At 69.6% G+C, this 13,816-nt stretch carries 14 protein-coding genes; 6 read left to right on the forward strand and 8 right to left on the reverse strand.

All coding sequences use genetic code 11. The features are described from left to right. Positions 1-250 precede the first annotated feature (250 nt). Positions 251-1,636, forward strand: coding sequence for an MFS transporter (locus ACP2AD_RS00300; RefSeq protein ID WP_425228082.1), 1,386 nt, complete (start codon positions 251-253; stop codon positions 1,634-1,636). Between the two features lie 12 nt (positions 1,637-1,648). Here the strand turns inward: ACP2AD_RS00300 and ACP2AD_RS00305 are convergent, their stop codons facing one another. Together ACP2AD_RS00305 and ACP2AD_RS00310 are read right to left on the reverse strand one after the other, a co-directional pair. Further along, the gene (locus tag ACP2AD_RS00305; RefSeq protein WP_425228505.1) at positions 1,649-2,812 is read right to left on the reverse strand and encodes an MBL fold metallo-hydrolase; all 1,164 of its coding nucleotides are present in this window, start codon (positions 2,810-2,812) and stop codon (positions 1,649-1,651) included. 69 nt (positions 2,813-2,881) lie between these two features. Further along, positions 2,882-3,358: an SAM-dependent methyltransferase gene (locus ACP2AD_RS00310; RefSeq protein WP_425228083.1), complete on the reverse strand. Its 477-nt coding sequence runs from the start codon at positions 3,356-3,358 to the stop codon at positions 2,882-2,884. Between the two features lie 109 nt (positions 3,359-3,467). On the opposite strand from ACP2AD_RS00310, the gene ACP2AD_RS00315 reads away from it, so the two are divergent. Further along, positions 3,468-5,042 carry an amidase gene (locus tag ACP2AD_RS00315; protein WP_425228084.1) on the forward strand — a complete coding sequence of 525 codons (1,575 nt, stop codon included), beginning with the start codon at positions 3,468-3,470 and terminating at the stop codon, positions 5,040-5,042. Between the two features lie 116 nt (positions 5,043-5,158). Here the strand turns inward: ACP2AD_RS00315 and ACP2AD_RS00320 are convergent, their stop codons facing one another. Genes ACP2AD_RS00320 through trmB form a run of 3 tightly spaced genes read right to left on the reverse strand, consistent with a single transcriptional unit; the run spans position 5,159 to position 6,723 of the window. Further along, positions 5,159-5,551: a DUF4345 domain-containing protein gene (locus ACP2AD_RS00320; RefSeq protein WP_425228085.1), complete on the reverse strand. Its 393-nt coding sequence runs from the start codon at positions 5,549-5,551 to the stop codon at positions 5,159-5,161. After that, positions 5,548-5,997 (reverse strand): DUF2721 domain-containing protein, encoded by a 450-nt coding sequence (locus ACP2AD_RS00325; RefSeq protein ID WP_425228086.1) that lies wholly within the window; start codon positions 5,995-5,997, stop codon positions 5,548-5,550. Before ACP2AD_RS00325 ends, ACP2AD_RS00320 begins: the two co-directional genes overlap by 4 nt. A 48-nt stretch (positions 5,998-6,045) precedes the next feature. Beyond that, entirely contained in the window at positions 6,046-6,723 is a 678-nt protein-coding gene (trmB, locus tag ACP2AD_RS00330; RefSeq protein ID WP_425228087.1) for a tRNA (guanine(46)-N(7))-methyltransferase TrmB, read from the reverse strand. A gap of 51 nt (positions 6,724-6,774) precedes the next feature. Between trmB and ACP2AD_RS00335 the strand changes: the two genes are divergently transcribed. Beyond that, positions 6,775-7,479, forward strand: a complete 705-nt coding sequence (locus ACP2AD_RS00335; RefSeq protein ID WP_425228088.1) for a phosphatase PAP2 family protein — start codon at positions 6,775-6,777, stop codon at positions 7,477-7,479. A 136-nt stretch (positions 7,480-7,615) separates the two neighbouring features. On the opposite strand, the gene pth is transcribed toward ACP2AD_RS00335, so the two are convergent. The 3 genes from pth to ACP2AD_RS00350 form a co-directional block, all read right to left on the reverse strand. Continuing rightward, a complete protein-coding gene (pth, locus tag ACP2AD_RS00340; protein ID WP_425228089.1) occupies positions 7,616-8,185 on the reverse strand; it encodes an aminoacyl-tRNA hydrolase in 570 nt (189 codons plus the stop codon). A 118-nt stretch (positions 8,186-8,303) separates the two neighbouring features. Then, positions 8,304-8,960 carry a 50S ribosomal protein L25/general stress protein Ctc gene (locus tag ACP2AD_RS00345; protein WP_425228090.1) on the reverse strand — a complete coding sequence of 219 codons (657 nt, stop codon included), beginning with the start codon at positions 8,958-8,960 and terminating at the stop codon, positions 8,304-8,306. 133 nt (positions 8,961-9,093) lie between these two features. Further along, on the reverse strand, positions 9,094-10,017 hold the full coding sequence (locus ACP2AD_RS00350; RefSeq protein ID WP_425228091.1) for a TraB/GumN family protein: 924 nt from the start codon (positions 10,015-10,017) through the stop codon (positions 9,094-9,096). A gap of 131 nt (positions 10,018-10,148) precedes the next feature. Between ACP2AD_RS00350 and ACP2AD_RS00355 the strand changes: the two genes are divergently transcribed. Genes ACP2AD_RS00355 through ACP2AD_RS00365 form a run of 3 tightly spaced genes read left to right on the forward strand, consistent with a single transcriptional unit; the run spans position 10,149 to position 13,785 of the window. Further along, on the forward strand, positions 10,149-11,003 hold the full coding sequence (locus ACP2AD_RS00355) for a glycine--tRNA ligase subunit alpha (RefSeq protein WP_425228092.1): 855 nt from the start codon (positions 10,149-10,151) through the stop codon (positions 11,001-11,003). Further along, a complete protein-coding gene (locus ACP2AD_RS00360) occupies positions 11,000-11,488 on the forward strand; it encodes an endonuclease domain-containing protein (protein ID WP_425228093.1) in 489 nt (162 codons plus the stop codon). Before ACP2AD_RS00355 ends, ACP2AD_RS00360 begins: the two co-directional genes overlap by 4 nt. Beyond that, complete coding sequence (locus tag ACP2AD_RS00365) at positions 11,485-13,785, forward strand: glycine--tRNA ligase subunit beta (RefSeq protein ID WP_425228094.1); 2,301 nt, start codon at positions 11,485-11,487, stop codon at positions 13,783-13,785. Before ACP2AD_RS00360 ends, ACP2AD_RS00365 begins: the two co-directional genes overlap by 4 nt. The last annotated feature ends 31 nt before the right edge of the window (positions 13,786-13,816 follow it).

Consider the following 13,816-nt stretch of genomic DNA (forward strand, 5'->3'; position numbering starts at 1 on the left):
TGCTAATTGTTCCGCAGTATTCAGGGTTAACGCGGCGTTATACTTGACCAGTTGTATTTCATTCGGATATTCGACAACAATTGATGACTGATAATTCTTAAATGGTCGGACGATCATCTGTCTTTTCGACCGCGTCCAGGTTTCGAAAGTATGCGGCCACATCTTTCCGGCAGTGCCTAATCCTCCGGCCCCGCCACCCTTGCCGCCACGTCCGCGCACGCTACAGGTCGGCGTAGGGAGAGGAGAGCGCATGGCCGTCACCGCCGCTGAATTGCCGTCGCGGCCAGCGTCCGATGGGCAGCCCCGCGCCGATCTGCGCCTCGTCATCGCCGCATCGTCGCTGGGCACGGTGTTCGAATGGTATGACTTCTTCATCTGGGGGACGCTGACCGCGTCGGGCATCCTCCAGCACAGCTTCTTCCCGCCCGGCGACGAGCTGTTGGCGACGCTGCTCAGCTGGGCGACCTTCGCGATCGGCTTCGCCTTCCGGCCATTGGGCGCGGTGCTGTTTGGCTATCTGGGCGACCGGCTCGGGCGCAAATACACCTTTCTCGTTACGATCACGCTGATGGGCGTCGCCACCGCCGGCATCGGCCTGATGCCGACCTACCGCAGCATCGGCGCCGCCGCGCCGCTGCTGATCGTCGCGCTCCGCGTCGCGCAGGGGCTGGCGCTGGGCGGCGAATATGGCGGCGCGGCGATCTACGTCGCCGAGCACGCGCCGCGCGGCCGGGCGGGCTTCTACACCAGCTTCATCCAGGCCGGCGTGGTCGGGGGCTTCATCCTCAGCCTCGCGGTGGTGCTCGCGACCAAGGCGTCGGTCGCGGCGGCGGCGTGGGCAGGGGGCTGGTGGCGTTTTCCGTTCCTGTTCTCGCTGCTGCTGCTCGCGGTGTCGCTGTGGATGCGGTTGAAGCTGTCGGAAAGCCCCGTATTCCGCGCGATGCAGGCGGCGGGGGAGGGGGCGGCGAACCCGCTCAAGGAGAGTTTCACCTTTCCCGGCAATCCCCGGCGGCTGTTCGTGGCGCTGTTCGGGATCGCCGCCGGGCTGACGGTGATCTGGTACACATCGCTATTCTCGGTGCTGTCGTTCCTGACCGGGGCGATGCACATGCAGGACAGCGCGGCGCAGCTGATCGTCGCAGCGGGTGCGCTGGTCGGGCTGGTCTTCTATTTCCTGACCGGGGCGTGGTCGGACCGGATCGGGCGCAAGCGGCCGATCGTGATCGGCTATCTGCTGACGCTGGTGCTGCTGTTCCCGCTGTTCTGGCTGATCGGCTGGGCGGCGGGGGACGGCGCGCAGCCCGCCCACTTCGTGCCGGGGCCGGGCGCGATCGTGTTGATCCTGCTCGGCATCCTGGGGCTGATGGCCTTGTCGGGCCTGACTTACGGTTCGGTCGCGGCGTTGCTGGCGGAGATGTTCCCGCCGCGCATCCGTTACTCATCCCTGTCGATTCCGTACCATTTCGGGACAGGCTATTTCGGCGGCTTCCTGCCGCTGATCAGCGCCGCACTCGTGGCGCGGACGGGAAACGCCTATGCCGGGCTGTGGTATACCGAAGCGGTGGTGGCGATGGCGCTGGCCGTGACGTGGTGGGGTCTGGAGGAGCCCGTAAGGGAGCAGCCCACAGATCATTAGCGAGCTCTGCCGTTATGGCAACGCGCGTACCTCTTCGCTCCGCGCGCAGGCGTCCAGCCGCGACAGGTCTAGCGGTGCGCGAGGCGCGGTCACCGGCGGCGGCTCGAACGCCACGCCGATACCGTGACCTGCAAACCGCGCCGGGTCGCTGCCGGTGCAGCGCATCAGCGCGGCGAGCATCTTCGGCGGCGTGTCATAGCCCTCGAACGACAGCCGGAACGTTCCCCAATGGACCGGCAGCGCCATGCCGGCGCCGGTGCGGTCGAACACCTGCACCGCCTCCACTGGCCCCATGTGCGAGCCGATCTCCATCTGCCCCGGCATGAAACGGAACGCGCCGATCGGCAGGATGGCGAGCCGGATCGGCCCATAGGCGGCCGCCTTGCGCGGCCACTCGCCCTCGCCGAACCCGGTGTCGCCCGAGAAGAACAGGTTGCCCCCGCTTGGCAGCCGCACGACGAAGCCGGACCACAGGGCGCGGTTGCGGTCGGTGAACCAGCGGCTGCCCCAGTGGTGGACGCGCTGCACGATCACCTCGACGCCCGGGTGAACCGCGACCCGGCCCCCCCAGTCGAGCGCGGTCGCCGCCGCGCCGGTCTGCGCGATCACGCTGTCGTTGCCCAGGCTGGTGACGATCCGCGGCCGGTCGCGATCCCACAACCGCTGCAGTGTCGGCAGGTCCATATGGTCGTAATGATTGTGGCTGAGCAGCACGAGGTCGATCTTCGGCAGGTCGTCGAACCTGATCCCCGGCTCCGCCACGCGGCGCGGCCCGAGACCCCACGGCCCGGTGCGGTCGCTCCACACCGGATCGGTCAGGATATTGAGCCCGGCCGTCTGCACCAGCACGGTCGCATGACCAACCCAGGTGACGAGCATCCGCTCGCCCTCGACCCGCGCCGGCGGCCTCGACGGCGTCACGGCCACGCGCTCTGGCCAGGGCGGGCGCCCGTCGCGCTTGGTTAGATAGCGCCAGAAGAACCCCGCCCGGCTGCCCCCCGTCGGCGGCCGGAAGGTGTCGTCGTCCGGCCCGGGATTATGGAAGCGCTCGCCATCGAAATGGTCGCTCGGCGGCCCCTTGTAATAGACGCGGTCGAGGAAGCGCGGGACGATGGTCACCACCAGCCCGAACAGGATCACGAGCAGCAGCAGGACGCCGCCGACAATCTTGAGGATCGTCGTCAAAAGTTACGCGCTCCTGGATGCAGAGGAGGTGAACGCCGTGCGCCCGTCATTGTTCAGCATTTATTGTTCAGCCGGACGATCCCAATATTCCGCCATCAGCTCCCCGGCCCAGGCCGGCTCGCGCACCTCGCCGCGCGGCAGGAAGCCGGTCATCACCGGCTTGATGTCGATGACCGGCGTGCCGTCCACCGCGTCCAGCCCGCGGACGCGGAGCGTCCGGCCCTCGACGCCGACGATCGTGCAGATGGTCAGCCCGATCCGGTTGGGCCGGTTCTTGCCGCGCTGCGCGAAGATGCCGACCAGCGGCCAGTCCGCCCGGCCCCGCGGCCGCCGCGCGCCGGTCTCGATCTTCTCTGGCGGCACGCGATCGAACAGGAAGACGATCTCCGCATGGCTGAAGTCGGCCAGCCCTGCCAGCGCCTCGGCCGGATAGCCATCGGCCAGCTCGATCGCAGCCGTCACCGCGCCCCAATCGTCGTCCTCAACCACCTCGCGCCCGCCGCGTACATGGCCGACGGGTTCCACGGTAAATGGCAAGATCGCACCCTCCTGGACTTGTCGCGGCGCCGCCGGTGCCGCAGGTTGCAGCCGAGCCAATGCGGTGGGCGTCGGTGCGGACAAGCCCCGGTTGATGGAGATTGCACGGATGCGACACCTGCTTCTTGCCGTTGCGCTGACGACCTTGCTGCCGGCCGCGGCCGCAGCACGCACCGTCGCGGTTGAGGAACAATCGATCGAGCAGCTCCAGGCGGCGATGACGCAGGGCCGCGCGTCGAGCGAGGACCTGGTCCGTTCCTATCTCCGCCGCATCGCCGCGATGGACCGCCGCGGCCCGGCGCTCCACGCGGTCATCGCGCTCAACCCGGACGCGCTGGCGCAGGCGCGCGCGCTCGACGCCGAGCGGCGTGCCGGGCATGTCCGCGGGCCGCTCCACGGCGTGCCGATCCTGGTCAAGGACAATATCGAGACCGCCGACGCCATGCCGACCACCGCGGGCAGCCTCGCGCTCGCCGCCAACGTCACGCATCGCGACGCCCCGGTGGTGGCGCAGCTGCGCGCGGCGGGGGCGGTGATCCTCGGCAAGACCAACCTGTCAGAATGGGCGAACATCCGCTCCGATCGCGCGATGAGCGGCTGGAGCGCGGTCGGCGGCCTGGTCCGCAATCCCTATGCGCTCGACCGCACCGCCTGCGGCTCATCGTCCGGCTCGGGCGCGGCGGTGGCGGCCAGCTTTGCGGCGGCGGCGCTGGGAACGGAGACCGACGGTTCGGTCGTCTGCCCGTCGTCGATCAACGGGCTGGCCGGGCTGAAGCCGTCGATCGGCCTGGTCAGCCGCACGCATGTGGTGCCGATCAGCCATTCGCAGGACACGCCCGGGCCGATGGCGCGCTCGGTCCGCGACGTAGCGCTGCTGTTCTCCGCGATGGTCGGCGCTGATCCCGCCGACCCGGCGACGGCTGGGGCGCAGCCGCACGATTATGTCGCGGGGCTGTCGACCAGCGCGCTGTCCGGGCTGCGCGTCGCGGTGCAGCGGCCGGAGATGTCGCCCGATCTCGCCGCCGCCTACGATCGCGCGCTGGCGGTGCTGCGTGCGGGCGGGGCGGAGCTGGTCGCGGTCGAGGCGCCCAAGCTGGACGGGATCGGCGCGGCCGAGGGCATCGTGCTCCATACCGAGCTTCACGCCGATCTCGACGCCTATCTGGCGACCACGCCGCCCGCGGTGACGGCGCGGACGCTTGACCAGGTGATCGCCTTTGACCGCGCCCATGCCGCCGCCGAGATGCCCTTCTTCGCGCAGGAGACGTTCGAGGCGGCGGTGCGGACGCGGGGGCTGGCCGATGCCGATTATCTTGCCGCCCGCGCCCGGTCGCTGCGGATGGCTAGCGAGGCGATCGACGGGATGCTGGCGCGGGCGCACGCGACGATACTGGTCGAGCCGGCCTATGGCCCCGCCTGGCTCACCGATCCGATCCAAGGCGATCAGTATCCCGGCCCGTCGTCGAGCGAACTGCCCGCGATTGCGGGCTATCCCAACCTGACGGTGCCGATGGGGCTGGTCCGCGGCTTGCCGGTCGGGCTCAGCTTCATCGCGACCCGGAACGGCGAGGCGACGGTGCTCGGCGCGGGCTACGCCTATGAGCAGCGGGCGCAGGCGCGCGTGGCACCGCATTATCTGCCGGCGGTGGACGTGGGTGCGGGGATGGAGGGCCACGGTCGCTAGAACGGCGCGCGGCGAGGTCTGCCATGCCTCGCATGCGATCCCGAGCGGAAGCCCGGTCCTACGGCCGGCAGGTTCACCGTGTCACGCGCGCCGGAAGCGAGAGCTTCCACAGAGGCTTACATGCGCATCATGCGCCGCGCCAGGCTCGATTGCCACACCATCAACAACGGCACGACGCCCAGCTCCATCGCCAGCCCGAACAGATGCCCCTGACCAGGCGGGCCGACTTCGACCAGCGACAGCAGCCGCGCCAGCCCGCCCGTCACCACCATCGCGCCGAGCAGCCTGAATCGCGCGCCCTTGCGCTCGATCGCGGGCACGCAGGTCGTGAACGCCACCCCCAGCGCGAAGAAGATCCCCGACACGTAGCGGAAATGGCTGTCGAGATCGCGTGACACCGGCCCGTGCGCCATCCACGCCGCGCCGCGCAGGATCGACTCGCCGCCGGTGACGAGCGGCACCAGGCAGGCGATCGCGACGACAACCTGCAACACGCGTTTCTCGATCATTCGAGCAGCTCCGGCCGGATGCGGATCGCACGCAGCGACGTGCGAACTTCAAGCAGGAAACTCACCAGCGCCGCGATCAGCAGCAGCATCGCCAGGATAAACGCCACCGCCACCTCGCGCCCGAGCCGCAGCTTCGCCAGCTCGGCGACGAACAGCAGCGCCACGACCGAGCACGTCATCACCGCGCTTGACACCGCCAGCGCCAGCCCGGCGTTGATGATCGCGATCCGCCGGTCCAGGATGCGCAGCTCCCAGACGTGGCGCTCATGCTCCGGCCCGGTCGACGCGGGATGCAGCCGCTCCAGCGCCCGCGCCCGGTCGACGACCCGCGACAGCCGTCCGGCGAGCACGTTCAGCAGCGCGCCGATCCCAGCCAGCATGAACACCGGCGACAGCGACAGCTGAATCGTCTGCGCGATGGTGGAGACGGCTGGGGAGGGGATCACGGCCGCCGCTATGCCGCGCCGGAGCGGGCCAGCGCAACGTCCGCGGCATCAGATCCGCACGTACCGGAAATACCACACCTCATGCCCGTGCCGCCGCGCCTTGCGCTCGTAGCGCGTCTCGGGCCAGTCGGCGGGCCGCTGCAGCCAGTCGCGCGGGGTCTCTGCGGTCCAGCCGAAGTCGTGCCGTTGCCCCATCACCATCATCGCGTGGGCGCAATAGGTCGGGTCGTCGGTGCCCAGCCGGAACTCGCCGCCGGACCTGAGCTTGGCGGCGATCGCGTCGAGCGGCCCGTGATTGATCATCCGCCGCTTGGCGTGGCGCGCCTTGGGCCACGGATCGGGGTGGAGGAGATAAACGCGCTCCAGGCCGGCGTCGGGCAGCCGCTCGATCACGTCCAGTGCGTCGCCCATGTGCAGCCTGACGTTCGCCAGCGCCCCGTCGCGCAGATGCCCCAGCGCCTGCACCACGCCGTTGAGGAACGGCTCGCAGCCGATGAAGCCGGTATCCGGCCGCGCCGCCGCCTGTGCGGCAAGGTGCTCGCCGCCGCCGAAGCCGATCTCCAGCTCCAGCGGCCGTTCGTCGCCGAACAGCGTCCGCGCATGGATCGGTCCCTCCGGCACGCTCACGTCCGGCAGCATCGCCTCGACCAGCGCGGCCTGGCCCTGGCGCAGCTTGTGGCCCTGACGGCGGCCGTACAGGCGGCGAATGGTGGCGGGATCGTTCATGCGCGCGCTGTAGCCGCGGACCTATCGGGCTGCACACCCGTTTGCACCGGCATGAGCACCAAGCCGACCAAATCGCGTTCCTCCAAGCCCAAGGCCGCCAAGTCGAAGGAGACCGGCAAGCGCGCGACGAAAACCGCGACCAAGGCGAAGAAGGCAGCAAACCGGGTCGCACGGGCGGACGTGCAGGTCACCCACCAGGCGGCGCGCTTCCGCGACTCGCCGGTGATGAAGGCGCTCGCTACGCTGCTCGAAGGCGCCGACCAGCCGCCGCTGATCGCTGCGTCGGCGGGGACGCTCGCGATCGGGCTGCTGGCGCGGCGCGGCGACCTGGCGCGCGGCGGCGCGCGGATGCTCGCCTCGCACCTGCTCGCGACGGGCGCGAAGCTGGCGATCAAGCACCAGTTCGACCGCACCCGGCCCAGCGAGGCGCTGGCGCACGGCCACCGCTTCGCGAGAGGCGACGAAGGCGGGCATGCGGAAAAGAGCTTCCCCTCGGGCCATACTGCCGGCGCGGTCGCGGTCGCGCGCGCGGCGAGCCACGAGATCGACGGCGCTGCCGTCCCGGCCGCGCTCGCGGCGGCCGGCGTGGCGGCGGGGCAGGCACCGGCGGGGAACCATTATCTGACAGATGTGGTCGCCGGCGCGGCGATCGGCTGGGCGGCGGAAGCGGTGGTCGGCGCGGTGTTCGACCGGTTCGAGCAGCACCACCCTCTCCCGCCTGCGGGAGAGGGACAGACGTCGAACGCGTCAGGGTGAGGGTTAGGCGCGACGCACCGGCGGTATTCGCCCTGCCACCTGAGCCCAAGCTAGGGGCCGACGCTTCCGTCCGCACCGAGCCCTCACCCTGGCAGCTGCGCTGCCTGTCCCTCTCTCGCGAGCCGGAGAGGCGAGGTCAATCCTGCAGCCGCAGCGCCACGTCGCTCATGAACCGCGCGTCGTCGCCATCGGCCAGCCACCCCGCCGCCGCCGCCACCGCGCCGAGCATGGCGCTGAGCGGGTCCATTTCCGCTTTAGCGAAATTGCCCAGCACATACCCGGTCACTCGGTCCTTGTGCCCCGGATGACCGATGCCGAGCCTGACCCGGCGGAAGTCGGGGCCGAGGTGCTGGACCGCCGAGCGGACGCCGTTATGCCCCGCAGCACCGCCCCCGGCACGCACCCGGGCCTTGAACGGCGCCAGGTCCAACTCGTCGTAGAACACGGTCAGCGCGTCGGGACCGAGCTTGTAGAAGCGCAGCGCCTCGCCCAGCGACCGGCCGCTGTCGTTCATGAAGGTGGCGGGTTTCAGCAGCAGCACCTTGTGTGCGCCGATCCGCCCCTCCTGCGTCCAGCCGCCGAACTGCTTCTTCACCGGGCCAAAGCCGTGGACGTCGGCGATCGTGTCGACCGCCATGAAGCCGACATTGTGCCGGTGCAGCGCGTATGACGGCCCCGGATTGCCCAGCCCGGCCCAGATCTGCATGTCGTCGGACTTCCCTCCCCTTCAGGGGAGGGGCGGGGGGTGGCGCCTCTCCTCCGGGCGACCGGCGCGCGGCGGCGCCCCACCCCAACCCCTCCCCTGAAGGGGAGGGCTCCACTCCTCAGCTTTCGGTCGTATCGCCCTCGCCCTCGGCCGCCGGCTCGGCAGCCTCCGGCCCGGCCGCCGCGACTTCGGCATCCGCCGCGTCGTCGGCCGCGGTCGGGACCGTCGGCGGCACGATCGTCGCGACCGCGAAGTCGCGGTCCTCGATCGCCGGCTTGGCGCCCGCGGGCAGCTGCACGTCGGAGATGTGGATCGCATCGCCGACCTGCCGGCCCTTGAGCGAAACGGTCAGCTCGCTGGGGATGTCGGCCGCGTCGACGACCAGCTCGACCTCGTGGCGGGTGATGTTGAGCACGCCGCCCGCGGCGATCCCGGGGCAGTCGTCCTCGTCGGCGAAGACCAGGGGCACCGAGACATGGACGGTGGTGTGCTCGCCGATGCGCAGGAAGTCGACATGGACGGGGCGGTCGGTGACGACGTCGAAGGCGACGTCCTTGGGCAGCGTGCGGACGCCGCCGACGGTGACGACCGTGTTCATGAAATGCCCGGTGCCCAGCGCGCGGATCAGCGCTTTCTCTTCGAGATGGACGGACGCCGGGGCTTGATTCTGGCCGTAGATCACGGCGGGGACGCGGCCCTGACGGCGCAGCAGGCGGGAGGCTCCCTTGCCAACCCGCTCACGCGCCTCGGCTGCGAGCTCCAACTGGTCGCTCATGTGCAGTTCCTTGGTTCGTTTGCGTTGATTGCCGGCCGCTCCTCCAGGGATGTAGCAGGGCCGGGCAAGCGGGGGCGCTTAGCGGGAGAGGGGGCGAAACGCAACTCCTCCGGCTCCCGCAGGCGCGAGCGGGTCAATAGTTCACCCGCTCCGCCCGCACCCCCCGCCGCGCCAGCTCCGCCTGGACGCTGGTCGGCCCCGCCAGATGCCCCGCGCCGACCGCGATGAACACCGTTCCCGGCCGCGCGAGGCGCGCCTTGATCCAGTCCGCCCAGCGCCGGTTGCGGTCGATCAGCAGCGCCTGCATCGCCTCGGGCGATCGGGTGATGCCGTCGTTCAGCTCGCGCGCGATCAGGTCGCTGCGCCCCGCCGCCCATTCGTCGGCCATCCGCCCCATCTGCCGCTGGAGCGTCGGCATTTCGTCCAGCGTCTCGTCCAGCATCGCCACCTGCGCGCCGTCGGACAGCCCGGCGAAGAAGCCGATCTGCTGCTCCACCGTCTCCAGCCCGCTGACCGGCTTGCCCGCCGCCGTCGCTGCCGCGGTCAGGACATGCTCCGGCCCGCTGGCGGGATCGTAGCCGACCTGGATCAGGCTCTGCACCTCCAGGAAGCTCGCCGCCAGCCATGGCCGCATCCGGTCGTACGCGGCGGGCTGCATCCCGATCCGCGCCATCCATCGCCGCAGCGCCGGACGTTCGCGCGGCGGCAGCTTGTCGGTCAGCGTCGGGCCGGCCGCCGCCATGCCCTGGGTCTGGACCAGCCCCGCCATCGCCTGCGGGTCCGGCTCGACGATCTCCAGCTTCAGCTCGTCGGAGCGGTCGAACGCCTGGCGCACCGCCTCGTCGAACCAGGTCAGCCCGGGTTTGAGCACATGGATCGTGCCGAACAGATAGATGGTGGCCGGCCCCTGATGCACGACCCACAGCGCCGGGTCGGCGTCGGTCGCGGCGCGCGCGTGCGGGTGCGCGGCCGCGGCGGGCGCGGGCTTCGCACAGGCGGGCGCGGCGAGCAGGACGAGCGCGGCGAACGCGGCGCGCAGGCGGGGGAGGGCGGTCATGCCCCGCCCTAGCGCGTCCCCGCCGTCCCCGCCACTCTGTCCCCGCCACTCTGCCCCCGCCATCCACTTGCCACCGGTCCGGCCATCCGCCAAAGCCCGCAGCGCCCATGCCCGCGCCCCAACAACCGACCATGTCCTTCCAGCGCATGATCCTGACGCTGCACGACTATTGGAGCGACAGAGGCTGCCTGATCCTCCAGCCCTACGACATGGAGATGGGCGCGGGCACCTTCCACACCGCCACCACGCTGCGCGCGCTGGGCCCCGAGCCGTGGAACGCCGCCTTCGTCCAGCCCTGCCGCCGCCCCACCGACGGCCGCTATGGCGAGAACCCCAACCGGCTGCAGCATTACTATCAGTATCAGGTCATCCTGAAGCCTTCGCCGCCCGACCTGCAGGACCTCTACCTCGGCAGCCTGGCGGCGATCGGCGTCGACATGCGGACCCACGACATCCGCTTCGTCGAGGACGATTGGGAGTCGCCGACGCTGGGCGCCTGGGGGCTCGGCTGGGAAGTGTGGTGCGACGGGATGGAGGTGACGCAGTTCACCTATTTCCAGCAGATGGGCGGCTTCGACTGCAAGCCGGTCGCGGGCGAGCTGACCTACGGGCTGGAGCGGCTGGCGATGTACATTCAGGATGTCGACAGCGTGTACGACCTCGCCTTCAACGATGCGGGGGTGACCTATGGCGACGTGTTCCTGGAAAACGAACGCGAGATGAGCGCGTGGAACTTCGAGGTGGCGGACACCGGCACGCTGTTTGACCAGTTCCGCAAGGCGGCGTCCGAGTGCGAGAACTGCCTGGGCCGCGACCTGCCCATCCCCGCCTACGAACAGGCGATCAAGGCCAGCCACACCTTCAACCTCCTCCAGGCGCGCGGCGTCATCTCCGTCGCCGAACGCCAGGCCTATATCGGCCGCGTCCGCGACCTGGCGAAGGGCGCCTGCGCCGCCTGGATGACCAAGCACGGGTGGTCGGCGTGAGGTGGAACGACGCCGCTCCTACCCGGGACGGGGAGGGGGACCGCGCCGCGGAGCGGCGTGGTGGAGAGGGCTCGCGATCACTCCGGCGGCCCGAAGTATACGAGGCGCGCGCGTTAAGGCGGCAGATGACCCTGCCCGAGACGCTGCTGTGGCAGCGCATCCGTCGCAAGGCGACGGGTGTATCCTTCCGTCACCAGCACCCCATCGGCAAGTACAAGGCCGACTTCTATTGCGCGGCGTTCAAGCTGGTGATCGAGGTCGACGGCGAGATCCACAATCGTGGTGATCGACCGACGCGGGATGAGGAGCGCGTCCGCTTCTTGGAAGCGGACAGCTATCGTGTGATTCGCGTCTCGGCTGCGGACATCCTGCGCAACCCGGATCACGTGGCAGCGTCGATCGGCGTGCTCGTGGCCGGCCCCCCTCCACCACCGCGCAAGCGCGGCGGTCCCCCTCCCCGCGAGCGGGGAGGAGCAGAACAGTGACCGATTTCCTTCTCGAACTCCGCTCGGAGGAAATTCCCGCGCGGATGCAGGAACGCGCGCGCGAAGACCTTGCGCGGCTGTTCACCGCCGAACTCGCCAGGGCCGGCATCGCCGCCGCCGAGACCGTCACCTACGCCACCCCCCGCCGCCTCGCGCTGATCGCCCGCGGGCTGCCCGACGCGACCGACGTCGTCACTGTGGAGGTAAAGGGCCCGAAAACGTCCGCCCCGCCCCAGGCCCTCGAAGGCTTCCTGCGCAAGACCGGCCTCACCCGCGAGCAGCTGACCGAGCGCGACGGCATCCTGTTTGCCGTGACGCAGAAGCCCGGCCGCGCCGCCGCGGCGGTGCTGGCGGAAGCGATCTCCTCCGTGATCCGCGCCTTCCCCTGGCCCAAGTCGATGCGCTGGGGCGCGGCGTCGGCGTCGACCGAGAGCCTGCGCTGGGTCCGCCCGCTCCACGGCATCGTCGCGCTGTTCGGCGAGGCGTTGGTGCCGGTCGAAATAGCCGGCATCACCAGCGGCTACGCGACGTTCGGCCACCGCTTCCACCATCCCGGCCCGATCACGATCGGCTCGGCCGCCGACTATGTCGGGAAGCTCCGCGCCTGCCACGTCATCGTCGACCAGGCCGAGCGCGCCCGGCTGATCCGCGACCGCGCGGCTACGCTGGCCGCCGAGGCGGGGCTGGCGCTGGTCGAGGACGAAGGGCTGGTGATCGAGAATGCCGGGCTGACCGAATGGCCGGTGCCGCTGCTCGGCCGCTTCGACCCGGCGTTCCTGGACGTCCCCCCCGAGGTGATCCAGCTCACCGCCCGGGTGAACCAGAAATATTTCGTCCTGCGCAATCCTCCCGGGGACGGCGAGGGGCACCGCCCGGCGCAGCCGAGTGGTGGAGGGGGCTCCGAGGCAGGCGCTGTCGTCTCCACAGTCCCCCCTCCGTCATCGCTGCGCGATGCCACCTCCCCGTCCCGGGGAGGATCGGGCGCGTTGGCAAACGCCTTCATCTGCACCGCCAATATCGACGCGAGCGACGGCGGCGCCGCGATCGTCGAGGGCAACCGCAAGGTGCTCGCCGCCCGCCTGGCCGACGCACGCTTCTTCTACGAGCAGGATCTGAAAACGCCGCTGGCCGAACAGGCGAAAAAACTCGACCGCTACGAGGAAAAGCTGGGGACGCTAGCTGATAAGGCGTCTCGCTTGGTTAAGACCGCCGAGTGGCTAGCTCTATCGGGTCTTATCGCGACGCCGACAGAAGAACTTGCTAAAGCGGCAAGGCAAGGAGCTCAACTCTGCTTAGCGGACTTACCCACTAGTATGGTAGGGGAGTTCCCAGAACTTGAGGGTTTAATGGGGAGCTACTACGCCGCTGCACAAGGCCAACTTCCGGAGGTTTGCGAGGCAATTCGAACCCAATACCGACCGCGTGGACCAAACGATTTCGTCCCCTCGGCGCCATTATCGGTCATCCAGGCTCTCTCGTACAAAGTAGAAACCCGCGCTGCCTTCTTTGCGGGCGACATTCATGCCAAAGGGTCTGGGGACCAGTTTGGGGTACGCCGAACGGAGCTGGGCATAATCCGACTAATAGTCGAGAATGGCTTGCGTATTCCGCTCGGCAAGCTGCTGGCGGTCCCTTTTTTATCGTCGGCACATGCGGCCAAGGTAGATGTCGAAGCCTTACTTGTGAGCTTCGCCGACCGCCTCAAAGTCCAGCAACGCGAAGCCGGTGTCCGCCACGACCTGATCGACGCCGTCTTCGCGCTCGGTGGCGAAGACGACCTCGTCCGCCTCCTCGCCCGCGTCCGCGCGCTGCAGGCGTTCATGGCGACCGCGGACGGGGCCAACCTCCTCACCGGCTACCGCCGCGCGGCGAATATCCTGAAGAAGGAGGGGTTTACTCCTCTCCCACCGGGAGAGGGGCAAGGCGCGCCAGCGCCGCGGGGTGAGGGTGAGCCTCGCAGCGAGCTTCACCCTCACTCTTCCGCGGCTGCGCCACTCCCTCCCGCTCCCGCAGGTAGAGAGAATTCGCTGTCCTACACACCCGAACCTGCGGAAGAAGCGCTCGCCATCGCGCTCGACTCGGCCGAGCCGCGTGCCGCCCAGGCGGTCGCGGCGGAGGATTTCGAGGGCGCGATGGCGGCCCTCGCCTCGCTGCGCGCGCCGATCGACCGCTTTTTTGACGAGGTGACCGTGAACGATTCCGATCCCGCCAAGCGCACCGCACGCCTTGCGCTCCTCGCCCGGATGCGCGACGCCGTTCACGCCGTCGCCGACTTTTCCCGGATCGAGGGCGCCTGAGCCAAGCCCGCCCGCCCGCAAACACAATCCG

The organism is Sphingomonas sp. (genome assembly GCF_965248875.1).
GTDB lineage: Bacteria > Pseudomonadota > Alphaproteobacteria > Sphingomonadales > Sphingomonadaceae > Sphingomonas.

Bases quoted from the DNA above. Each gene is read 5' to 3' on its own strand.
- ACP2AD_RS00300 (WP_425228082.1), top strand. From the start codon at position 251: ATGGCCGTCACCGCCGCTGAATTGCCGTCGCGGCCAGCGTCCGATGGG.
- ACP2AD_RS00315 (WP_425228084.1), top strand. From the start codon at position 3,468: ATGCGACACCTGCTTCTTGCCGTTGCGCTGACGACCTTGCTGCCGGCC.
- ACP2AD_RS00320 (WP_425228085.1), bottom strand. From the start codon at position 5,551: ATGATCGAGAAACGCGTGTTGCAGGTTGTCGTCGCGATCGCCTGCCTG.
- trmB (WP_425228087.1), bottom strand. From the start codon at position 6,723: ATGAACGATCCCGCCACCATTCGCCGCCTGTACGGCCGCCGTCAGGGC.
- ACP2AD_RS00335 (WP_425228088.1), top strand. From the start codon at position 6,775: ATGAGCACCAAGCCGACCAAATCGCGTTCCTCCAAGCCCAAGGCCGCC.
- pth (WP_425228089.1), bottom strand. From the start codon at position 8,185: ATGCAGATCTGGGCCGGGCTGGGCAATCCGGGGCCGTCATACGCGCTG.
- ACP2AD_RS00345 (WP_425228090.1), bottom strand. From the start codon at position 8,960: ATGAGCGACCAGTTGGAGCTCGCAGCCGAGGCGCGTGAGCGGGTTGGC.
- ACP2AD_RS00350 (WP_425228091.1), bottom strand. From the start codon at position 10,017: ATGACCGCCCTCCCCCGCCTGCGCGCCGCGTTCGCCGCGCTCGTCCTG.
- ACP2AD_RS00355 (WP_425228092.1), top strand. From the start codon at position 10,149: ATGTCCTTCCAGCGCATGATCCTGACGCTGCACGACTATTGGAGCGAC.